The organism is Pseudotabrizicola sediminis (genome assembly GCF_004745575.1).
GTDB classification, from domain to species: Bacteria; Pseudomonadota; Alphaproteobacteria; order Rhodobacterales; family Rhodobacteraceae; genus Pseudotabrizicola; species Pseudotabrizicola sediminis.
Genome location: NZ_RPEM01000001.1, coordinates 122188 through 145107, shown reverse-complemented (window position 1 = coordinate 145107; position 22920 = coordinate 122188). Strand labels below are relative to the sequence as shown.

16 protein-coding genes are annotated in these 22920 nt (G+C 63.8%); 1 reads left to right on the top strand and 15 read right to left on the bottom strand.

Annotation, left to right across the window (positions count from 1 at the left end; translation table 11 throughout):
- Positions 1 to 126: 126 nt before the first annotated feature.
- From EEB11_RS00670 to recA, 6 genes are all read right to left on the bottom strand, one after another.
- On the bottom strand, positions 127 to 1479 hold the full coding sequence (locus EEB11_RS00670; protein WP_135428444.1) for a sigma-54-dependent transcriptional regulator: 1353 nt from the start codon (positions 1477 to 1479) through the stop codon (positions 127 to 129).
- The gene (locus EEB11_RS00665; RefSeq protein ID WP_135428442.1) at positions 1476 to 3248 is read right to left on the bottom strand and encodes a sensor histidine kinase; all 1773 of its coding nucleotides are present in this window, start codon (positions 3246 to 3248) and stop codon (positions 1476 to 1478) included. The genes EEB11_RS00670 and EEB11_RS00665 overlap by 4 nt, the downstream gene beginning before the upstream one ends.
- Before the next feature lie 54 nt (positions 3249 to 3302).
- A complete protein-coding gene (locus EEB11_RS00660; protein ID WP_135428440.1) occupies positions 3303 to 4097 on the bottom strand; it encodes a class II glutamine amidotransferase in 795 nt (264 codons plus the stop codon).
- Between the two features lie 144 nt (positions 4098 to 4241).
- On the bottom strand, positions 4242 to 4532 hold the full coding sequence (locus EEB11_RS00655) for a DUF1330 domain-containing protein (RefSeq protein ID WP_135428438.1): 291 nt from the start codon (positions 4530 to 4532) through the stop codon (positions 4242 to 4244).
- 3 nt (positions 4533 to 4535) lie between these two features.
- Complete coding sequence (alaS, locus tag EEB11_RS00650; protein ID WP_135428436.1) at positions 4536 to 7190, bottom strand: alanine--tRNA ligase; 2655 nt, start codon at positions 7188 to 7190, stop codon at positions 4536 to 4538.
- 163 nt (positions 7191 to 7353) lie between these two features.
- Complete coding sequence (gene recA / locus EEB11_RS00645; RefSeq protein ID WP_135428434.1) at positions 7354 to 8433, bottom strand: recombinase RecA; 1080 nt, start codon at positions 8431 to 8433, stop codon at positions 7354 to 7356.
- 224 nt (positions 8434 to 8657) lie between these two features.
- On the opposite strand from recA, the gene EEB11_RS00640 reads away from it, so the two are divergent.
- Positions 8658 to 9248 (top strand): hypothetical protein, encoded by a 591-nt coding sequence (locus EEB11_RS00640; protein ID WP_135428432.1) that lies wholly within the window; start codon positions 8658 to 8660, stop codon positions 9246 to 9248.
- A gap of 4 nt (positions 9249 to 9252) precedes the next feature.
- Here the strand turns inward: EEB11_RS00640 and EEB11_RS00635 are convergent, their stop codons facing one another.
- From EEB11_RS00635 to EEB11_RS00595, 9 genes are all read right to left on the bottom strand, one after another.
- Positions 9253 to 11508 (bottom strand): hybrid sensor histidine kinase/response regulator, encoded by a 2256-nt coding sequence (locus EEB11_RS00635; protein ID WP_135428430.1) that lies wholly within the window; start codon positions 11506 to 11508, stop codon positions 9253 to 9255.
- Between the two features lie 166 nt (positions 11509 to 11674).
- Positions 11675 to 12832: an RsmB/NOP family class I SAM-dependent RNA methyltransferase gene (locus EEB11_RS00630; RefSeq protein ID WP_135428428.1), complete on the bottom strand. Its 1158-nt coding sequence runs from the start codon at positions 12830 to 12832 to the stop codon at positions 11675 to 11677.
- A gap of 24 nt (positions 12833 to 12856) precedes the next feature.
- Complete coding sequence (guaB, locus tag EEB11_RS00625) at positions 12857 to 14305, bottom strand: IMP dehydrogenase (RefSeq protein WP_135428426.1); 1449 nt, start codon at positions 14303 to 14305, stop codon at positions 12857 to 12859.
- 119 nt (positions 14306 to 14424) lie between these two features.
- The gene (gene hflX / locus EEB11_RS00620; RefSeq protein ID WP_135428424.1) at positions 14425 to 15690 is read right to left on the bottom strand and encodes a GTPase HflX; all 1266 of its coding nucleotides are present in this window, start codon (positions 15688 to 15690) and stop codon (positions 14425 to 14427) included.
- Positions 15691 to 15779: 89 nt separating this feature from the next.
- Positions 15780 to 16013 carry an RNA chaperone Hfq gene (gene hfq, locus EEB11_RS00615; RefSeq protein WP_023664101.1) on the bottom strand — a complete coding sequence of 78 codons (234 nt, stop codon included), beginning with the start codon at positions 16011 to 16013 and terminating at the stop codon, positions 15780 to 15782.
- Positions 16014 to 16149: 136 nt separating this feature from the next.
- On the bottom strand, positions 16150 to 17676 hold the full coding sequence (locus EEB11_RS00610; protein ID WP_135428422.1) for a TrkH family potassium uptake protein: 1527 nt from the start codon (positions 17674 to 17676) through the stop codon (positions 16150 to 16152).
- Positions 17676 to 19052 carry a Trk system potassium transporter TrkA gene (gene trkA / locus EEB11_RS00605; RefSeq protein ID WP_135428420.1) on the bottom strand — a complete coding sequence of 459 codons (1377 nt, stop codon included), beginning with the start codon at positions 19050 to 19052 and terminating at the stop codon, positions 17676 to 17678. Before trkA ends, EEB11_RS00610 begins: the two co-directional genes overlap by 1 nt.
- 99 nt (positions 19053 to 19151) lie before the next feature.
- A complete protein-coding gene (gene ntrX / locus EEB11_RS00600) occupies positions 19152 to 20564 on the bottom strand; it encodes a nitrogen assimilation response regulator NtrX (RefSeq protein WP_135428418.1) in 1413 nt (470 codons plus the stop codon).
- 1 nt (position 20565) lies between these two features.
- Complete coding sequence (locus tag EEB11_RS00595) at positions 20566 to 22827, bottom strand: sensor histidine kinase NtrY-like (RefSeq protein ID WP_135428416.1); 2262 nt, start codon at positions 22825 to 22827, stop codon at positions 20566 to 20568.
- Between the last annotated feature and the right edge of the window lie 93 nt (positions 22828 to 22920).

The following is a 22920-nucleotide window of genomic DNA, read 5'->3' as shown; positions in this document are numbered from 1 at the left end:
GAAAGCCGTGAAACGGGCGTTCACTCAACGGTGTTGTTGGCTGTTTGCGCAATCAAATGCCGGTTTGCCGCGCGTGATGGGTGGATTTCGTAACATCACAGGCAAAGGATGGGGGGATTTCGTGGCTTATTCGGCCTCTGCCTCTCCGCCCGCGCCGAACTGCGCCTTGTCCAGCCCGTGTTTCTGCATCTTCTCCCACAGGGTCTTGCGCGACAGGCCGAGTGATTCATAAACCGGTTTGAGGTTGCCGCGATGGGCCGCCAGTGCCGCCTCGATCTCGCGCCGCTCAAACTCGGCGACGCGCTCGGCCAGCCGCGACGGGGCCTCTTCCACCGCTTGCGCGCCTTCGCCCAACCCCAGGGCATAGCGGTCGGCGGCGTTGCGCAGCTCGCGCACATTGCCCGGCCAGTCACGCGCGGTCAGCTGCGCCACCAGCGACGGCGGCACCGGGGCCGGGTCTGACCGGTGGCGGCTGGCGGCCTCGGACAACAGGCGCAGGAACAGCAGCGGAATATCCTCGCGCCGGGCCGACAGCGGCGGCACCTGCAGCGTGACGACGTTGAGCCGGTACAGAAGATCGCCCCGGAACCGCCCGGCCTCGACCTCTGCCTCCAGCGGCACGCGCGATGTGGCCATGAAGCGCACGTCCAGCGGCAGCGCCTCGTTTGACCCCAGCCGGGTCACGGTGCGGTCCTCGATCACCCGCACCAGCTTGCCCTGCATGTCAAAGGGCATCGACGCGATGTCATCTAGCAGGATCGTCCCGCCGCGCGCATGTTCAAACTTGCCATAGCGCGCCCGAAGCGCGCCCGGAAACGCCCCGGCATCATGGCCGAACAGTTCGGATTCGATCAGCGCCGCAGGGATCGCAGCACAATCAATGGCGACAAAGGGTTTGCGCGCCCGCGGCGACATATCGTGCAGCGCGCGCGCCACCACCTCTTTGCCCGCGCCCGTTTCACCCACGATCAGCACATCGGCCTCGGTCGGGCCAAGGGTGCGGATGCGGCGGCGCAGGTCGACCATCACATTGGACCGGCCGATCAGCCGCTGTTCCATATCATCCACCTGCCCCGCCGCTGCCTTGAGCACACGGTTTTCCAGCACCAGCCGCCGGTAATCAGACGCGCGCGCGACAATCTCGGCCAACTGGCTGGCAGGAAACGGCTTTTCAACGAAATCATAGGCCCCTTCACGCATCGCCCGTACCGCCAGTTGCACATCGCCATGCCCGGTGATCAGGATCACCGGAATGTCGCGGTCAATCTCGTGGATGCGGTTCATCAGGGTCAGGCCATCCATGCCGGGCATGCGGATATCGGTCAGCACCACGCCGGGAAAGCCGAAGCTGACCAGATCCATGATCCGTTCTGGCGTGGCAAAGTCCTGCACCGCAAAGCCCGCCAGATCCAGCGCCTGCGCGGTCGAGGCGCGCATGTCGGGTTCATCATCGACCAGAAGGATTCGCAGCGGGGTCATTCAGCAGCCTCTTGTCGGGCGGTTGGCGCGGCCTTCAGGCGCAGGGTAAAGCAGGCCCCGAGGTCAGACGCAACGGAAAGATCGCCGCCGAAGTCTTTGATGATGTTGTAGGAAATGGAAAGCCCAAGGCCAAGCCCCTTGCCCACCCCCTTGGTGGAAAAGAACGGATCGAAAATCCGGGCGGCCAGACTTTCGGGCACGCCGGGGCCGGTGTCGGAAATGCGGATCAGCACATCGTCGCCCGAGCGTGTCGCACTCAGGTCGATGCGGCGGTCTGCCAGCCCCTCTACCGCGTCGGCGGCATTGGTCAGGATGTTGACCAGCACCTGTTGCAGCCGCACCGGCCCCGCAATCACCTGCGGCAGGTCCGGGGCAAGGTCGATGCGCAGCGTGGCCTCCGCCGCGCGGATGCGCAGGGCTGCAATTTCCACCGCTGCCTCCACCACCTCGGCCAGCGACACGGGACGCAGCTTCTGGCCCGGCGCGCGGGCAAAGCTGCGCAGATGGCGGCTGATGCTGGTCAGCCGGTCGATGAGGCTCAGGATGCGGTCGATGTTGCCGCGCGCCTCGACCATCCGCCCCCGGTCCATCAGCACGCCCGCGTTGTCGGCATAGGTGCGGGCGGCGGCCAGCGGCTGGTTGAATTCATGGCTTAGCGCCGCCGACATCTGGCCAAGGGCCGCCATCTTGCCCGCTTGCACCAGATCGGCCTGCGCCTGGCGCAGCTCATGCGTGCGCTCTTCCACGCGGCGTTCCAGATCGGCGCGTGCTTCGGCCTGCACCTGCAACCGCTCATCCATCGCGGCCCGTCGCTGCCACACCACCGCGCCGACCATGGCAAGTACCCCAGAGGCCAGCATCGCCACAAAGGCCAGTGTCAGCGCAGAAGCCCGCGCAGCGGCGGTGTCGATCAGGACATGAACCACCCAGCCCGCCCGGTCCATCGGCATGTCGCGCTGCAGATATTCGCGGGCGCCCTGCCCTTCGGCAATCCGCAGCACCGGGCTGCCGCGGTGCTGCCCTTCATCGGTGATCTGCAACAGACCAATCTGGGTTCCGGCATAGCGCCGGGTGCTTTCGATCTTGGCCTGCGCCCCGGCCCCCAGCGGATGCATCGCGGCAAAGCGCCAGTCGGGGCGCGAAGACAGAAAGGATACCCCTTCGGGATCGGTGACCAGCACGGCATAATCGCCGCCCGCCCATGTGCTTTCGATCGCATCAAGGTCGATCTTGATGGCCAGCACCCCGGCGGTCTGCCCCGCCACCATCACTGGTGCGCCAAAGTAATAGCCCCGCTTGCCGCTGGTGGTGCCAAGCGCATAAAACTGCCCCGCCCCGCCGGTCAGCGCGTCATAAAAATAGGGTCGAAAGGCAAAATTGCCGCCTATGAACGAGGTGTCGGTATCATGGTTCGATGCGGCGATGGTCAGGCCTTGCGTATCCATCAGATAGATGTCGGTGGCCCCCAGCAGCCGCTGGATACGGCGCAGATAGTCGTTGGTCTGCGCCACCAGATCCGGGTTGCGCGGATCTGCCGCCATCCGGGTCACGATGCCCTGTTCGGCGATCAGCGGCGGCAGACGCTCAAACCGGTCCAGCTCGCCCGACAGGGCGGTGGTGGCAAGTTGCAGCACATTGTCGCCGCGCCGCGCGGTTTCATCCAGCGATTGCGCGAGGCTTTGCCGCCAGGTCAACCAGCCTGCCAGACAGCAGCCCAGCACCGCCAGAGCGGCGGCCAGAAACAGCCATGTGCGTGTGGTCTTGCGCATTCTGCCCCCCGGGCCCAAACCTAGCGGCAAAGCGGGTCTGGCCGCAACCGCGGTTCAGGCGGCAACGGCAAGGCGGCAGGGATGGAAGTCTTCCACCCGGACATTTCGGCCATCAAAGGTACAGAAACTGAACGGGGCCGCCTCGATCCAGCCACCCTCACCCGTTTCCAGCGGCTCCGACACCACCGCCGTGCCGCCCCGCGTATCGGACCAGCGATGATACAGCGTGGGGGCATGGTCATCGGTGGCATAGCGCATGGCGTAAAGCCGCTGGCCATCGGACAGCGCCCCGGTCAGGCGCAGATGAGGCGCGGCCCCCTTGGCGCGGGCCAGGGTGATCAGCTTTGCCGCCGCCCGTTCCATCGCGCCTTTGGGGTCATCCTCCAGCCCTTCGGCGATGGCGATCAGAAACAGCGCCTCGGAATCGGTAGCCCCCTTGCGGCAGGGGTACAGCGCATCGGGGATCATCATGTCGGCATCGCGGCGGAAATTGTCATAGCCGCCGATCTGGCCGTTGTGCATGAACGACCAGCGCCCCCAGGTGAAAGGGTGGCAGTTGTTGCGGCTGGTCGCAGTGCCGGTGCTGGCGCGGACATGGGCCATGAACAGGCCGGATTTCACCTGCGCGGTCAGGCTGCGCAGGTTCGGGTCCGACCAGGCCGGCATCACGTCGCGGTACAGCCCCGGTTCGGGGCGTTCGCCATACCACGCCACGCCGAACCCATCGGCATTGATGGCGGTGTGGCATTGGGTGGCGCAATGCGACTGGTGGATCAGCGAATGGCCGGGGCGGCTCACGATTTCGTCCAGAAAAATCGGTTTCCCGGTATAGGCGGCCCAACGGCACATCAGCGGGCCCCTGCGGTGGTGAACATAACTCTGCCCCGGCATTCTTTTGCGGTGTTTCTTTTCATGACACTAGCATGAAACGAAACGACGCCGGAAGGAGCATCCTTCCGGCGTCGCCTGTGCGGGCAGGTTTGTGCTGAAAAATCAGCCGATTTCCTCAACCACGACCAGATCGCGGACGCTTGCCCCTTTGGCATGGGCCAGCGCCGCCTGATATTCAGGGCTGTGGTAGCAGGCAACGGCGGCTTCCAGACTGGGAAAGCGCGCCACCACGTTGCGGGCGCGGTCGCGGCCTTCCAGCTGAACATAGCGGCCGGCGCGGGCCAGAAACACCCCGCCATGCGCGGCCAATGCCGGGCCTGCGCCCTTGGCATACAGCGCATAGGCATCGGCGTCGGTGACCTCGACATGGGCAATCCAGAGGGCGGTTGGCATGGCTTATCCTTTGATGACGGCTGTCGCGGCGGCAATCGCCGCCTCGGCCTGTGTGATATCTGCGCCCCCGGCCTGCGCCATGTCTGGCCGGCCACCGCCGCCCTTGCCGCCCATCGCTTCGGCCGCGGCCTTGACCAAGGCCACGGCGCTCACCGTGCCGGTCAGATCGGCGGTCACGCCAGCAGCCACCGCCGGTTTGGCACCGGTATCGGCAATCAGCAAGACAGCACCCGAGCCGAGCCGGGTCTTCATCTCATCAATCAACGCGGGCAGATCCTTGCCGGAAACCCCTTGCAGAACCTGCGCCAAAAACTTGATTCCATTGATCTCTTTCGCCTCTGGCCCGCCGGATTTGCCACCCATCGCCACCTCGCGGCGCAGCTGCGCCACTTCGTTCTGCAGGGCGCGGCGTTCGTCAAACAGCGCCTTCACCCGATCGACCACTTCCGCAGCCGGGGCCTTCAGCACCGCCGCCACATCGGCCAGCCGTGCATCCTGTGCGCGCAGATGGTCCAGCGCGGCCTGCCCGGTCAGCGCCTCGATCCGCCGCACCCCGGCGGACGACGCGGAGTCGCCCAACAGGACAAAAGCCCCGATGTCGCCGGTGCGCGCCACATGGGTGCCGCCGCACAGCTCCAGGCTATAGGTGTTGCCATCCGCCCCCTTGGCGCTGCCATCGAGCACGCCCATGGACACCACGCGCACTTCATCGCCATATTTCTCGCCAAACAGCGCCTGCGCGCCGATGGCGCGGGCGTCGTCGGGCGTCATGATGCGGGTGTCCACCGGGCTGTTCTGGCGGACGAACGTGTTCACCTCGGCTTCCACCTGCGCCAGTTCGGGTGCCGTCAACCCGACCGAATGGCTGAAATCAAAGCGCAGACGGTCGGGCGCGTTCAGACTGCCCTTTTGCGCGACATGATCGCCAAGCGCACGGCGCAACGCCTCGTGCAGCAGGTGGGTCGCGGAATGGTTGGCCCGGATCTGGCGGCGGCGGGTGTGGCCGACCTCCAGCTTGGCGGGATGGCCTTTGGTGATCGTGCCCTCTACCACCGATGCGATGTGCAGGAACACGCCTGCAATCTTGCGGGTATCGGTCACCTCGGCCATGCCGGTCGCGGTGCGGATCAGACCGGTATCGCCGACCTGCCCGCCGGATTCGGCATAGAACGGGGTTTGGTTCACCACGATCTGCACGGTTTCGCCCATAGCCGCCGCGTCAATCGCCGCCCCGTCACGCACCAGAGCGTTGATCACGCCCTCGGCGGTTTCCGTGTCATAGCCGAGAAATTCCGTCGCCCCATGCGCGTCGGCCAGTTCGAACCAGATCTTGCCATCCGCCGCTTCGCCTGTTCCCGACCACGCCGCGCGGGCCTTGGCCTTTTGCTCGGCCATCGCGGAATCAAAGCCCGCCACATCCACCGCCCGGCCACGTTCGCGCAGCGCGTCCTGCGTCAGGTCGAGCGGGAAGCCATAGGTGTCATAGAGCTTGAACGCGGTAGAGCCGGGCAGATCGCCGCCTTCGGGCAGACGCACCATTTCGTCATCCAGAAGTTTCAGCCCCCGGTCGAGCGTGGTCTTGAACCGGGTTTCCTCCAGCTTCAGCGTTTCCTCGATCAGGCTTTGCGCGCGGGCAAGTTCCGGATAGGCCGCCCCCATCTGGCGCACCAAGGCAGGCACCAGCTTGAACATCACCGGGTCCTGGCTGCCCAGCATATGCGCGTGGCGCATGGCGCGGCGCATGATCCGGCGCAGCACATAGCCGCGCCCCTCATTCGACGGCATCACGCCATCGGCGATCAGGAAAGAGGTCGAGCGCAAATGGTCGGCAATCACCCGGTGGTGGGTCTTGCCGGGGCCATCGGGGTCCGAGCTGGTGGCGTGCGCACTGGCCTCGATCAGGCTGCGCATCAGGTCGGTGTCGTAATTGTCGTGCTTGCCTTGCAACAGGGCGCCAATCCGCTCCAGCCCCATGCCGGTGTCGATGCTCTGCATCTCCAGCGGGCGCATGCTGCCATCGGCAAACTGCTCATTCTGCATGAACACGTTGTTCCAGATTTCGATGAAACGGTCGCCATCCTCCTCGGCGCTGCCCGGCGGGCCGCCCCAGATGTGGTCGCCATGGTCATAGAAAATCTCGGTGCACGGCCCGCACGGCCCGGTCGGCCCCATGCGCCAGAAATTGTCGTCCGTCGGGATGCGAATGATCCGGTCATCGCTGAACCCGGCCACCTTTTTCCAGATCAGGGCTGCCTCGTCATCGGTGTGGTAGACGGTAACCAGCAGCTTGTTCTTGTTCAGGCCAAAGTCTTTCGTCAGCAATTCCCACGCAAAAGCAATGGCTTCATCCTTGAAGTAATCGCCAAAGCTGAAATTGCCCAGCATCTCGAAAAAGGTGTGGTGGCGCGCGGTATAGCCGACATTGTCCAGATCATTGTGCTTGCCGCCCGCGCGCACGCATTTCTGCGCTGTGGTGGCGCGGGTGTAGTCGCGCGTTTCCACCCCGGTGAACAGGTTCTTGAACTGCACCATGCCGGAATTGGCGAACATCAGCGTCGGATCGTTGCGCGGCACCAGCGGGGACGAGTCCACCACCTTGTGGCCGTTGCGGGCAAAGAAATCGAGATAGGTCGAGCGGATATCGTTCAGCGACGCCATGGTCATATTGCCCTTCGGCTGAGGGAGTCATCGGGTTTCGTTCCCATCTATCGCCGTGCGCGGGGCCTGTCCACCGGGGGCTGCGGCTGGCCTGCGGAAAAAGCCGCCGCCGCGCAGCAAAAGGCCGGGGACATACCCCGGCCTTCTGCCCTGTTCAAATGCGTCAGGTGTCCATCACGTCATCATCGGCGGTGGCTTCGCTTTCCGCCATGTGGAAATCCAGCCCGTTTGCGGCGCGGATCTTGTCTTCGATCTCGGCCGCGGTCGTCGGGTTCGATTTCAGGAACAGCTTGGCATTCTCACGCCCCTGGCCGATCCGCTCATCGCCGTAAGAGTACCACGAGCCGGACTTTTCGACCACGCCGGCCTTGACGCCAAGATCCACCAGCTCGCCAGTCTTCGAGATGCCTTCGCCATACATGATGTCGAATTCCACCTGCTTGAAGGGCGGTGCCACCTTGTTCTTGACCACCTTGACGCGGGTGGAGTTGCCGACCACGTCATCCTTTTCCTTGATGGAACCGATGCGGCGGATATCCAGACGCACAGATGCGTAGAATTTCAGCGCATTGCCGCCGGTGGTGGTTTCGGGCGAGCCGAACATCACACCGATCTTCATGCGGATCTGGTTGATGAAGATCACCATGCAATTGCTGCGGCCGATGCTGGCGGTCAGCTTGCGCATGGCCTGAGACATCAGACGGGCCTGTGCACCCATCTGCATGTCGCCCATATCGCCTTCGATTTCCGATTTCGGCGTCAGCGCCGCAACCGAATCGACCACCACAAGGCTGACCGCCCCAGAGCGCACCAGCGTGTCGACAATTTCCAGTGCCTGTTCGCCGGTGTCGGGCTGGCTGATCAGCAGCTCATCCAGATTGACGCCCAGTTTCTTGGCATATTGCGGGTCAAGCGCGTGTTCGGCATCGACAAAGGCGCAGACGCCGCCCTTTTTCTGCTCTTCCGCCACCACATGCAGGGTCAGCGTGGTTTTACCCGAGCTTTCCGGCCCGTAAATCTCGATGATCCGGCCCTTGGGCAGACCGCCGATGCCCAAAGCGATATCAAGGCCCAGTGACCCGGTTGATGTCGCCTCGATATCCATCGCCGGGCTGTTCATTCCCAGCCGCATGATCGAGCCTTTGCCGAACTGCCGTTCGATCTGTGCCAGAGCGCTTTCCAGCGCCTTTGACTTGTCCATTTCGCGCTTCCCGTTCAAATCGAGGAGGTTCGCCACCGCCATTGTCCGCTCCTTATTTCACAGCCGCGACATGGCGGCAATCTTTGCGCTTGTTCCCCAAGTGTTCCTGTCTGTATGGGAATAAAACAGGAACATTTCAACCTAAATTCTCGCAATTCTATCTTTTTCACAGTTTGGTTAAGCGATAGTTTACCCACAGAGCGAAAAACGGGGCCAAAGATCTGGCAAGCGCGTCCGGCAGAGGCGCAAAGATGGGGCGGGTGACGATGTTGGTGTTTTGGGAACAGCGGCTGGCGATATTGGCGACGCCGAAAACCGGGTCTACCGCGATCGAGGCGGCGCTCGAATCGCTGGCCGCCGTGTCGATCCAGCGGCCACCGGCGTTGAAGCATACCAATGTCGCCCGCTTCCGCCGCTTTGTCGGCCCCTATCTGGAAACTGCGGCGGGCGGGCCGTTTACCGTGGTCGCGTTGATGCGCGAACCGCGTGACTGGCTGGGCAGCTGGTATCGCTATCGCAGCCGTGACGATATTCCCGACCCGGACAAAAGCACGCAAGGCATCAGCTTTGACGCCTTTGTCCAGGCCTGGTGCAGCCAACCGCGCCCGACCTTTGCCAAGGTCGGATCACAGGCGCGGTTCCTGAAGGGCATCGAGGGGCATGGCGCGGACCGGGTGTTCCGCTATGAAAACATCGACACTTTCATCGCCTTTTTGGAGGATCGTCTGGATTTCCAGATCCTCTTGCCGCGGCTGAACGTCTCGCCCAAGGCCCCGATGGAGCTGTCGGCCGAGACGCTGGCCAGGCTGCAGGTCGCGGCGGCAGATGATTTCGCGCTGTATGACAGCCTGGGCTGAGGGGTCAGTGCAGCTGACCCTGCACGGTGATCGCCAGATCGTTGAGCGAAAAGGGTTTGGCCAGAAACACCGAATTGGGCACCCTGCCCTGTTCATCTGACAGGCAGTCTTCGGCATACCCTGATATGAACACCACCCGCGCCTCTGGCCGCGCCTCCAGCGCGAGCTTGACCCAGCTTGGGCCATCCATGCCCGGCATCACCACATCGGTCACGAAGACATCAATCTGCAGCGACGGATCTTCCAGCAGGCGCAGGGCTTCTTCGGCGCAATCCGCCTCCAGCACGGTATAGCCGCGCAGGCGCAGGGCCCGGCTGGCAAAGGCGCGCACCGGGGCCTCATCCTCGACCAGAAGCACCACGCCTTCGCCCTGCCGCAGCACAATCTTGCGGGCGGGTTCGGGGGCGGCGTCGATCAGATCTTGATCGCTGGCCTGATGGATCGGGAAATACAGGTGGAAGACCGACCCTTGCCCGGGGATGGAATCGACAAAGATGAAGCCGCCCGACTGTTTGACGATGCCGTAAACCGTCGACAGGCCAAGTCCCGTCCCCTCACCCGACCGCTTTGTGGTGAAAAACGGCTCAAAAATCTTGTCCAGCCGTTCGGGCGGGATGCCGACGCCGGTGTCAACGACCCGGACGGTGGCATAATCGCCCGCCGGTACGATCGCCCGGTCGCGCCGCAGTTCGTTGTGCAGCGTCAAGACCTCGGTCTCAATGCGGATGGTCCCGCCATCGACCATCGCATCGCGCGCATTAACCACAAGATTCATCACCACCTGTTCCAGCTGCCGTTTGTCGGCGCAGATCATCCCCATGTCGGCGGCATGGGCCAGATGCAGCTGCACCTTTTCGCCGACCAGCCGGTTCAGCAGATGGATCATGTCTGACAGCACGTCGCGCAGGTCTATCCGCTCGGGCTTCAACGTCTGCTTGCGCGAAAAGGCCAGCAACTGGCCGACAAGCGACGCGGCGCGGTTGGCGTTCTGGTGAATCTGCACAAGATCGGCGAAATCCGTGTCTTCTTTGGAATGGCGCAGCAGCAAAAGGTCGCAATGCCCCGAGATCGCGGTCAGCAGATTGTTGAAATCATGCGCAATTCCCCCCGCCAGCTGGCCGATGGCCTGCATTTTCTGGCTTTGCACAAACTGCGCCTCCAGCCGTTTCATGGCGGTGGCATCCTGCACAACCGCGATCACGCCGGGGCGGCCTTGGTCAACATAGCGGCGCAGGGTCACCTGATGGAACGCGTCCGGCTGGCCGACGCGGGCGCGCACCACTTCGGACCCGCCGCCGTTGCGTTCGGCGACAACATCGCCGACCCAATCGAGGACCGACCGGCCAAGACCCTGATACAGATCATAAAACATAGGGCGGGCACCTTTATCAAGATCCAGCACATCGCGGGCGGCCCGGTTGGCGGCCAGCATCCGCCCGGCGGCATCGAACCGTAGAATGGCGACCGGGATATCTTCCAGATCCTCCATCATCTGCGTCTCGGCGGGGGCGGTGTTGACCGGCAAAAGGTAGATTTCACGCCGTTCGCCTGCGCCGGGAACCTCGGCAAGGATCGCCCGCACCGGACCATCGGCCCCCGCAACCTCCAGCTCTTCACCGCTGCGCAGGATCGGGGTGGAAAACACCTTGTCGAGCCGCTTTGGCCGCCCCCCAAGCAAGCGACGCATCGCCTCATTGGTGAACAGGACAACACCGGCCTTGTTGACGACCAGCATTGGCAGGCTGAGCCCTTCGGCCCCACGACCCGACACGGCCCGGTCGACAAATTCATCCAGCCGCCACACAAAAAGGTCTTCGCCGATACGATGGACACAGAGCCGGGTGTGCCCGCGCCGGGTGATCACATCTTCCCGCGCCGCACCGGACTTTACCGCGCGCGCCTGCAGGCGATACAGAACCGAGGCCGGGCTGGTGAAATGGTCTTGCAAGGCGGCGTTCAGGGACGCCGCCGCCAGACCAAAACGCGCCTGGGCAGCCGCGTTGCGATAGACAATATGACCTTGGGTATCCGTTGTAAAACAGGGCGTTGCATCATGCCCGAACAGCAAGGCCACAGACCGTTCTGCCCCGCGTTCCGCCCGGTCGGCCAAAGCGATGACAATCCACAACAGGCACACCAAAGCCGCCAGGGTCAGCCCGACCACGGCAGCGGCCACCCTGACCGAAGGGTCGGTTGCAAACCCGGCGGCAATCAGCGCCGCCAGCCCCCCGCCCAGCAGGAGGCGGGAGCGCATGGCCATGGCCCGCGACAATGCGACTATTTCGGTGGCTCCCTGAATGCCCGCCAGCACACCACTTCCCCATGTTGTTCTTCATCCGTTTCGCCGGTCACAACATCATATAAACAGTTAATACGCTCTTAATGACGTTTCGGCGTAGAGAGGATGCACAGGGCCGCCGGGCCAATCAAGCCTGCGTTTGCACCAGTTGCGCCAGAAAGAAGCCATCCCCGCCGGTTAGTGGCGTGAAACGGTGCTCGCTGTGCAGCTGCCAGGCCGGATTGCGCAAAAGAAAAGCAGTGATCCGGTCTTCATTCTCCACCCGCAACAGTGAACAGGTGGCAAAGGCAAGCACACCACCAGGGGCCAGCAGCGGGGCCAGCCGGTCCAGAATCGCGTCCTGCACCGCAAGGATCTGCACCAGACGCTCTGGTGTCAGCGCCCATTTGCCCTGCGGATCGCGCCGCCAACTGCCCGAGCCGGAACAGGGCGCATCGGCAAGGATCAGATCGAACGGGGCCAGCGTTTCCGGTGCCCCGGTCAGCGTTACCCTGACACCGGCCCGCGTCGCACGTGCGGGCAGATCGCGCATCCGCGCGGGGGCGGCATCATGGGCAAACAGCGACAGCTGCGCGCGCGCGGCCATGGCCAGCGTCTTGCCGCCCCCCCCGGCGCAATGGTCCAGCACCCGCATGCCGTCGCGCAACGGCAGGGCAGCCACCACAGCCTGCGAGGCGGCGTCCTGCAGTTCGACCAGACCCGACAGATAGGCCTGGCTGGTCTGAACCTTGCGCGCGCCGTCCGTCACCATCAGCGCGGTATCGGCAAGAGTATGCGGTTGCGCCGTGATGCCCTCGGCCTGCAGCGCGGCCATGGCCTGCACCACCGTCCCCCGCCGCAGGTTCACCCGCAAAAACACCGGCGCGCGCTGGCGCAACGCATGTGCGACGGCGGCCAGATCCTCGCCCAGTGATCCGGTCAGCTGGGGCAGCAGCCAGTCCGGCAGATCCAGCGCCTCGGCCGCTTCGGGCGCGCGTCCCGCCTCGCCCTCAGCCACAGGCGGCGGAGCATGGCCCTCCCCGGTGAACAGCGTCGCCGGATCGGTGCCTGCGGCCCGCAATGCCCCCAGCATCAGCCCGCGCCCGGTTTCCGCGCCGCCAAGGGCTGCGTAAGACCGGCGGCAGCGCAGCGCGTCATAGACCAGATCGCGCACCGCGTTACGGTCGCCCGACCCGGCAAACCGGCTGGCCCGGCCCCAGTTGGTCAGCGCCTGTTCGGCAGGGGTGCCGGACAGAACACGGTCCAGCACATCAATAGCGGCGGAACAACGCGCGGCAGGGGTCATGATCCGGTCCCATCAGGCAAAGGCTCAGCCAACCCGGTAGTTCGGGCTTTCGCGGGTGATCTGCACGTCATGCACATGGCTTTCCTTCAGCCCCGCGCCGGTGATGCGGACAAACTGGCAGTTGCTGCGCATTTCGGCCACGGTGGCGCAGCCGGTATAGCCCATCGCCGCCCGCAAGCCGCCGACCATCTGGTGAATGACCTGCGCGGCTGATCCCTTGTAGGGCACCTGGCCTTCGATGCCTTCTGGCACCAGCTTGTCACTGGCGGCGTCCTTCTGGAAATACCGGTCGGCCGACCCGCGCGCCATTGCCCCCAAAGACCCCATGCCGCGATAGGATTTATACGACCGCCCGTTCCACAAGATCACCTCACCCGGCGACTCGTCGGTGCCGGCAATGGCCGATCCGACCATGGCGCAGGACGCGCCCGCCGCGATGGCCTTGGCAAAATCACCGGAATATTTGATGCCGCCATCGGCGATGATCGGAATATCGCCCGCCGCCCGGGCTGCATCCATGATCGCGGTCAACTGCGGCACGCCCACACCGGCCACGATGCGGGTGGTGCAGATGCTGCCCGGCCCGATGCCGACCTTGACCGCATCGGCACCGGCGCCGATCAGCGCCCGGGTGGCCTCTGCCGTCGCCACATTGCCCGCGACAACCTGCACGGTGTTCGACAAGCGCTTGATCCTCTCGACCGCGCGGGCCACGCCTTCGGAATGGCCATGCGCGGTGTCGATCACCACCATGTCGACGCCCGCATCAATCAGCGCCTGACTGCGCTCAAACCCAGCATCCCCAACCGTGCTGGCAGCGGCTACCCGCAGGCGGCCCATCTCATCCTTGCAGGCATTGGGGTTGAGCACCGATTGCTCGGTGTCTTTCAACGTCAGAAGCCCGGTCAGCTTGCCGGTGCCATCGGTAACCAGCAGCTTTTCGATCCGCCGCGCCTTCATCAGGCTGATCGCCTGGTCGCGGTCGATCGGTTCATGCAACAGCGCGAGGTTGTCGGAACTCATCATCACCGACACCGGCGTTTTGTCATCGCTGGCAAAGCGCATGTCGCGGTTGGTGACGATGCCCAGCACCCGGCCGCGTTCGTCCACCACCGGAAAGCCGGTGATATTGTAGCGCCCCATCAGGATTTTCGCATCCGCCAGCGTCTGGTCGGGCCGCAGCGTGATCGGCTTGTAGACCACACCGGATTCGAACCGCTTGACGCGCCGCACTTCGGTCGCCTGCGCCTCAAGGTCCAGATTGCGGTGGATCACCCCGATCCCGCCCGATTGCGCCATGGCAATCGCCATGCGACCTTCGGTAACGGTATCCATCGCGCTGGACAGCAGCGGAATGTTCATGCGGATGGATTTTGTGACGAACGTGGACGTATCGGCATCGGATGGCAGCACCGAAGATGCCGCCGGAACCAGCAGAACGTCGTCGAAAGTGTAAGCCTCGCGAATCTCCATAGGAGCCTCCAAAGGAGTGATCGTTTGGCGGTTCCCTGTTTCACCTTAGTCACAGGGATGCAAGGGGAAATGCCACCGCCTGTGGCTGGTGTCGCCGGGGGCTGTGCAAGCCCGTGCCGCTACAGGTCGCGGTACTGCTTTTCCTGCCGGGCGGTCCAGCGCAGGGAAAGCTGCCAGCCGTCATCACTCTGCGCCTCGTCCTCCACCACGCCCTGCGCGTGAAGCCAGGCGTGGCGTTTGCCGTCGCTGAACGGCAATGTAAGGATGCGTTCGGTTTTTGCCTCATCAAAGACCTGCGACACCCGGTCGAGCAGCGCCTCCACTCCCTCCCCGGTCAGCGCCGAGACGGCCAGCACATCGTTGCGCTGTGCACCTTGGGTGGCCAATGCCTCGCGCGCGGAGCCGTCGACCAGATCCAGCTTGTTCCAGATCTCCAGCATCGGCGTGGCCTTGTTCACGCCAAGGGTGGCCAGGATATCGGTCACATCCGCCGATTGCTCGGCTGATTCCGGATGGGAAATGTCGCGGACATGCAAGATCAGATCGGCCGACAGCACCTCTTCCAGCGTGGCGCGGAAGGCAGCGACCAGCTGCGTCGGCAGATCAGAGATGAAGCCCACGGTATCGGACAGGATGATCTTGCGCCCCGCCCCACCCGTCGCCGTCGGCAACACCATGGCGCGCATCGTCGGGTCCAGCGTTGCGAACAGCATGTCCTTGGCCAGCACCTCGGCCCCGGTGATCCGGTTGAAGAGCGTCGATTTGCCGGCGTTGGTATAGCCCACCAGTGCGACAATCGGGAACGGCACCTTCTTGCGCGCGGCGCGGTGCAGTTCGCGGGTTTTTACCACCTTGGCCAGCTGGCGTTTCAGCCGGATGACCTGATCGTCGATGGCGCGGCGGTCGGCCTCGATCTGCGTCTCACCGGGGCCGCCGACAAAGCCAAAGCCGCCACGTTGCCGTTCAAGGTGGGTCCATGCCCGCACCAGACGGGTGCGCTGAAACGACAGGGCAGCCAGTTCGACCTGCAACACACCTTCTCGGGTGCGGGCGCGGTCGGCGAAAATTTCCAGAATCAACCCGGTCCGGTCCAGAAGCTTGACGCCCCATTCCTTTTCCAGATTGCGCTGCTGCACGGGGGACACCGGCCCATCAACCAGCACCAGCCCGACATCCAACGCCTTGAAGCGTGCCGCCAGTTCCTCGACCTTACCCGAGCCGAACAGCATGCCGGGGTGCAGGCGTTGCAATCGCACCACCTCGGCCCCCACCACCTCCATCGCGGGCAGGGCGGCGGCGAGGCTTACCGCTTCGGCCAGCCCATGTTCGGGCAGGCGGCGCGACGGGCTGGATTTGATATCGGGGTGCAGCACAAAGGCCCGCATCGCGGGGCTTTCGCTTTCATAGGCGTCGATACCTGTGCCCGTGTCAGGCCAGATATCTTCGTCTTCATCATCGTCCGGTAAATCGGAAATCAGTCTTCACCTTCATAAAGGTTGATCGGCGCGCCCGGCATGATGGTGGAAATCGCATGTTTGTAGACAAGCTGCGATTGACCATCGCGGCGCAAGAGCACGCAGAAATTGTCAAACCAGGTGATCACGCCTTGCAGCTTCACCCCGTTGATCAGGAAGATCGTCACTGGAACTTTTGCCTTGCGGACATGGTTCAGGAAGGCGTCCTGCAAGTTCTGTTTATCACCGGCCATTCTCTTCGTGCCCTTAATGTTGCGCGTTTTATCCGTCCCTCGGCTTATAAGCCTGCCGCTGGCGCATTACCGGGTACTATGGGACGGGAATCGCAGAGATTCCAGCCCAAAAAACGGACCGTTGCCGAAGGGACACTCAGCGTTGCCAGCTGGACGGGGCAAACAGCGCCAGAAGTGCGAGCGTCTCCAGCCGCCCGACCACCATCACCATGGCCAGAAACGCCTTGGCCGCATTGTCAAGCTCGGCATAGCGGATCGGCGTCGATCCGGCCAGATCGGCCAGCTGGCCGGTGGTGGACAGGGCGGCAAGCGTGAGCACCAGCGCATCCTCGAAGGGCAGATTCATCAGTGACAGCGCCGCCGTGCTGACCGCAATCGACAGCGCAAACAGCATGAAGAACAGCCAGGCGAAATAGGCGCCTTCGCGCCGCAAACGCCGCGCCTGCGACCCCTGCCCGCCGATGGATGACGGGTGGATCAGCTTTTCAAGCTCGCGCTCGCCATGGCGGAACAGCGCATAGACCCGCAGCAGTTTCACCCCACCTGCCGTCGTGGCGACCCCGCCGCCAATGATCGCCAGTCCCAGCAGCACAAGGCCGGGGCTGGGCAGGCCCGACCAGCTGCGCGCCGCCGCCCATTCGCCGGATTCGTAGCCGGTGGTTGTCAGAAAGCTGACCGCCATGAAGAACGTGCCCCACAGCGCCCGCAGGGCCGAGGCGGCGTCATCGGTCGCTTCCACCTCGATGGCGCCGATGAAATGACGAAAGAACAGCACCGCCGTGGTGGTCGCAATCACGATGGCCGCCAGCCGCACCTCGGGGTCGCGGTGCAAAGGGCCCTGCATCAGCGCCGATTGCGCGCCCGGCAAAAACCGCCGGGTGACCGCCAGCATCAGGAACAGCACGATCAGCACCTCGCCCACCAACCCGGTGCGCAGCATGCTCAGATCGCCATCCAGCCCGATGCCAGAGGTTGACAGCGTGCCCATGGCGTGGATCAGCGCCAGCAGATTGACCTCCCCCGCGATCATCAGCAGCAGCCACAGCAGCAGGGTCAGCCCGGAATAGATCGGAAACAGCACCATCGTATAGCGCAGGAACCGCTGCGACGGGTCGGCGACCTTTGTGATCTGGCTCAGCCCCGCCCCCCCCCGCCCCGGCGCGCGGCCCGACATCACCTCGACCCCGCCCAGATTCATCGGGGCCAGAATCGCAGTGGCCGTGACCAGAATGAACAGCCCGCCCAGCCAGCCGACCGTGGCCCGCCACAGATGCAGCGACGGGGCCAACCGGCCCGGCGTATCATAGAGCGAGGCACCGGTGGTGGTGAAGCACGACACCATTTCAAACCAGGCGTTCATGAAGCTGGTATCGGGCAGCGCCTGCGTGACCGGCACCGCAAAGATCACCGGCATCAGCGCATAGGCCCCGACCAGCGAGGCCAGCTGGCTGCGCGCAAGGTTGCGGGGCCGCCAGGTCGATGTGGCCAGCCAGACCATCGCCGTCACGATCAGCACCATCAGCCCGGAATAGAAAAAGCTCTGCGCCACCTGATCCATATTGGTCAGGGTCGCATGCGCTGCGGGCAGGAACATCGCCACGCCCGACAGGGCGGACAGGATTACCAGCAGCGGTGCGGCCAGCAGCCGGTCGCGCAAGGTCATCAGAAAAAGTCGATGGAGACCTGCAGCAGCCGCTCCACCTCCCGCACGTCAGAGGTCATGGCAAACAGCGCGATGATATCGCCCGCTTCCAGCCGCAGCTCTGCCGCCGGCTTCACCACCTTGTCGCCCTTCATCACGCCGCCGACCAGCACGCCTTCGGGAAAGTCGATCTCGCGGATCATCTTGCCCGCAAGCGAACTGGTAGACAGGATCTGCGCCTCGATCATCTCGGCCTCGGCGTCGCCGATGGAATAGACCGCCCGCACCCGCCCGTGGCGGATGTGGCGCAGGATCGAGCTGACGGTGGTGGCGCGCGGGTTGATATAGGCGTCGATGTCGAGCGGCCCCATCAAGGGCGCAAGTGTGGGGTCGTTGACCAGCGCAATCGCCATCTGGCATCCGGCCTGCTTGGCACGCACCGCCACCAGCAGGTTGGTCTTGTCGTCATCGGTCACCGCCAGAACCGCATCGGCCCGGTCGATGGCGGCCTCCAACAGAATCTCCATATCCATGCCATCACCATGCAGCACGATGGTGCGTTCCAGACTGTCGGCCGCGCGTTCGGCAGTGGGGCGGGATTTCTCGATGATCTTGGCACGCACCCTGTCGCTGCGCGCCTCCAGCGCGCGGGCCACGCCAAGACCCACGTTGCCGCCGCCGATGATGACGATGCGTTCCTGCTTTTTGGCCTTCTTGCCAAAGATTTCCAGCGCGCGGTTCACATCTTCGGAATGCGTGAAGACATAGATCTGATCGCCCGCAAACAGCTGATCATCGGGGTCGGGCGCAAACAGCCGCCCGTCACGCCGCACCCCCACCACAATGGCGCGCAGGGTGGAAAACAGATCGTTCAGCTGCCGCAGCGGCGTGTTCAGCACCGGGCAGTCATCATCCAGCGCGATGCCCAAGAGTTGCGCCCGGCCCAGCATGAAGCTTTCGGTGTCAAAGGTCGACGGGGCCGCCAGACGCTGCAGCGCGGCCTCGGCCACCTCGCGTTCGGGGCTGATCACCACGTCAATTGGCAGATGCTCGCGGCGGTAAAGGTCTGAATAGATGGCATCCAGATAGCTTTGCGCCCGCAACCGGGCAATCTTGCGCGGGACCGAAAACACCGAATGCGCGACCTGACAGGTGACCATGTTCACCTCGTCGGAATGAGTGGCGGCAATGATCAGATCGGCGTCGCGCGCGCCCGCGCGTTCCAGCACATCGGGGTAAGAGGCGAAGCCGACAATGCCCTGAACATCCAGCGTATCCGTTGCCCGACGCACCAGATCGGGGTTCACATCCACCACCGTCACGTCATTGCGTTCACCCGACAGCTGGCGCGCAATCTGCCAGCCAACCTGACCCGCGCCACAGATGATGACTTTCATGTCAGCCCCTTATAGGGTGGCAAGGCCAGCCCTGGCCCCGCCACAGACCCATTGCATCGCAGAAGGCGGGCTCAGGGTCAATGTCGGGCACGGGCGGGGTCAGCCTTCGTCCTCGTCGTCCAGCTCGTCAAAATGCGCGGACCGCCCGCCGGATTTTGATGTGGTCACCACGCCCAGCGATTTCAGCTTGCGGTGCAGCGCCGAGCGTTCCATGCCGACAAAATTCGCGGTGCGGCTGATGTTGCCGCCAAACCGGTTGATTTGGGTCAGCAGGTATTCACGTTCAAACACCTCACGCGCCTCGCGCAGTGGCAGGGTGGCCATGGCCCCGCCCAGCACCAGCCGCCCGTTGCCTTCCACCGCAGCCTCCTGCCCCGGCAGTTCGGTCGCCTCAATCGGGCCGGACGCTTCGCCAAGGATCAGCACCCGTTCAATCACATTGCGCAACTGGCGCACGTTGCCGGGCCAGGCGGTGGTTTGCAGCATGGCTTCGGCCTCTTGCGTCAGCTGGCGTGCAGGCAGGCCTTGGGTGCGGTGGAACAGATCAATGAAATGGCGGGTCAGTTCGGGAATATCCTCGCGCCGCTCCTCCAGGCTCGGCACCGGGATCGGCACCACGTTCAGCCGGTCATAAAGCTCTTGCCGGAACCGGCCGGCGGCGATTTCGGCGCGCAGATCGCGGGTGGTCGACGACACCACGCGCAGATCAACCCGTACCTTGTCGGTGCCACCGGCCCGGGTGAACTGCTGTTCGGTCAGCACCCGCAGGATTTTTGATTGGGTGCCGACCGGCATATCCGCCACTTCGTCAAAGTAGACAACGCCGCCATGCGCCTGTTCCAGCAGGCCTTTTTCGATTCCCCGTTCAGCAGTTTCGCGGCCGAACAGCACCTCTTCCATCCGGTCAGGTTCCACCGTGGCCGAAGACACGCTCACAAACGGCGCCGTCGCCCGGTTGGAATTGGTATGGATGAACCGCGCGGCCATTTCCTTGCCGCTGCCCGATGGCCCGGTCAGCATCACCCGGCCGTTCGACTTGGTGACCTTTTCCAGCTGCGCCTTCAGGGCGCGGAAGGCGGGGCTGGAGCCGAGCATTTCCGAACTGGTCACCTCACGCCGGCGCAGATCGGCGTTTTCGCGGCGCAAGCGGCTGGTTTCCATCGCGCGGGACACCACCACCATCAACTGGTCGATGTTGAACGGCTTTTCGATAAAGTCGTAAGCCCCCTGTTTGATCGCGGCGACCGCGATCTCGATGTTGCCATGCCCCGAGATGATCACCACGGGCACATCCGGGTTGTCGCGCTTGACGGTCTTGAGGATGTCGATCCCGTCCATCCGGCTGTCTTTCAGCCAGATGTCCAAAATCATCAGACTGGGCGGATCGGCATTGATTTCGGCCATCGCATCGTCGGAATTTCCAGCCAGACGAATGGTAAAGCCTTCGTCCTTCAGAATATCCCCGATCAGTTCGCGAATGTCTTTTTCATCATCTACGATCAAAATGCTCATCTCAGCCTCCCTGGCCCTGTGCGACCATGTTGTTGCGCGCCCGTTTGCGGGTCAGGCGTGGCAGACGGATTTCCGCCATCGCACCCGCATGGGTATTTCCGTCAAAAACCGGGGCATCCAGCAGGGCCAGCGTGCCGCCATGTTCTTCGATGATCTTCTTCACGATCGGCAGGCCAAGGCCGGTGCCCTTGTCGCGGGTGGTCACGTAAGGTTCAAACAGCCGCGCACGGTCGGGCGGCAGGCCGGTGCCGTTGTCCATGATGCGAAGGATGACGCCGTCGTCATCCGTCTCCATCAGCACGCGGATTTCGGGCACATGCCCTTCGGGCGCGCCTTTTTCATGCAGGGTTTCAATGGCTTCGCCTGCGTTCTTGATCAGGTTTGTCAGGGCTTGGGTGATCATGGTCGCGTCCAGTTCCATGATCTGCGCGGTCTCCGGAATATCGGACACAAACCGCACCGTGGGCTGCCCGCTTTCCTGCAACGTCACCGCATCACGGACCAGACGAGTCAGGTCGGTGTCGCGGCGGTCGGGTTCGGGCATGCGGGCGAATTTGGAAAACTCATCAACAATGCGCCGCAAGTCATTGGTCTGGCGCACAATAACATCGGTGTACTGCTCCAGATCCGCCGGTTCCCTGACCTGATCGCGGAACTTGCGCTTGATGCGTTCGGCGGACAGGGCAATCGGGGTCAGCGGGTTCTTGATTTCATGCGCGATACGCCGCGCCACATCGCCCCAGGCGGCCATGCGCTGGGCGCTGACCAGATCGGTCACATCGTCAAAGGCCACCACATAGCCTTCCAGCCGGCCGGTATCGCTGCGCCGCACGCTCATCCGCACCAGCAGGCTTTCCAGCTTGCCCTTGCGGGTCAGCCGCACCTCTTCCTGCACGGCGGCGGTGTTGCTGAGCCGCAGGCGTTCGAACAGCGGCGCAAATTCAGGGACCGCATCGGCAAGGGCCAGATCATCGCCCGGCTGCGGCATATCAAGCAACCGCTCGCTGGCACGGTTCACAAAGTCGATCTGCCCGTCAGAGTTCAGGCCGATCACCCCAGCGGTCACATTGGACAGCACGGAATCGAACAAGCGGCGGCGGCGTTCGGTCTGGCGGTTGCTTTCGACCAGTGCTGCGCGCTGGCCTTTCAGCTGCCGGGTCATCTGGTTGAAAATGCGGCCCAGCATGGCAATTTCGTCATCGCCCTTTTCCTCCAGAACCTGCACATCCAGATCACCGCCCCCCACCCGCTGCGCGGCCCCCGCCAGACGGCCCACCGGTTTTGACAGGCGTTCGGCGAACCACAGGCCCATCCAGGTGGCGGCAAGGATCAGGATAATGGCAAAGCCAAGGTAGATCAGACCAAAGTTCAACAGCACCCTGCCCCGGTCTGCCTCCAGCTGGTTGTACAGCCGCACGGTTTCGCGGGTGGAATCGAGCAGGGACAGCAACTGGCCATCAACGGTGCGGCTGACATAAAGATAGCGGTCGACAAACGCTTCCAACGCCACGACGGCGCGGAATTCGTCATTGTCCCAGTCTTCAATCAGCTGCGGGCCCTCTGTCCGGGCGCGGATCAGCGCGTCGGCGGGCGGCACCTCGAAGTCGAACAGATAGGACCTCTGGCCACGCGTCAGCAATGTGCCGCTGCCGTCGATCAGAAATGCCTCTTTCAGCCCGCGCTGCACCGCTCCCTGCCCCTGCGACAACAAGGGGCGCAGGCCATCATCGGGCAGAAAGAAAGTCGATTGCTTGGCCACATTCAGATAAGCGGCAAGGCCTGTGGCATCCTCGATCAGGTCATCGCGGCTTTGCCGGTCATAGGCCTGCGCCGCCGCAAGCGAGGTGCCAACCACTGACCGCACACGTTCGGAGAACCATCCCTCCAGCCCGATATTCACCGTCAGCACCGCAAAGACCGCAACCAGAACCGTCGGCACCAGCGCCACCAGTGCAAACACCCCGGACAGGCGCAGGTGCAGGCGCGATCCGGCCGACTGGCTGCGCCGGTCGGCCACCAGTTTTGCCACCCGTGCCAGCACAAGGGCCGCGACCACCAGAATATAGACAAGATCCGCCAGCAGAACCAGCCGCAGCGCCGGGCTGTTGGACCCCTGGCTGAACGGCCCCAGCGTCAGAAAGGTAAAGACCGCCAGCACCGGCCCCAGAAACACCAGCCCGAAGGTGGTGGCCGTCTGCACCCGACGTTGCCTGCGCAAGCGCGACAGCCGTTCCCAGGCTGCTGATCTCAACGCATGCTGCACTCCGCCCCGTCCCCCGATGCAGGCACGTGCTGCGTGCCCATTCCGCCACATCCACTGTCCTTTCCGCCTGGGGCGGCAAGGACACGCCTGATG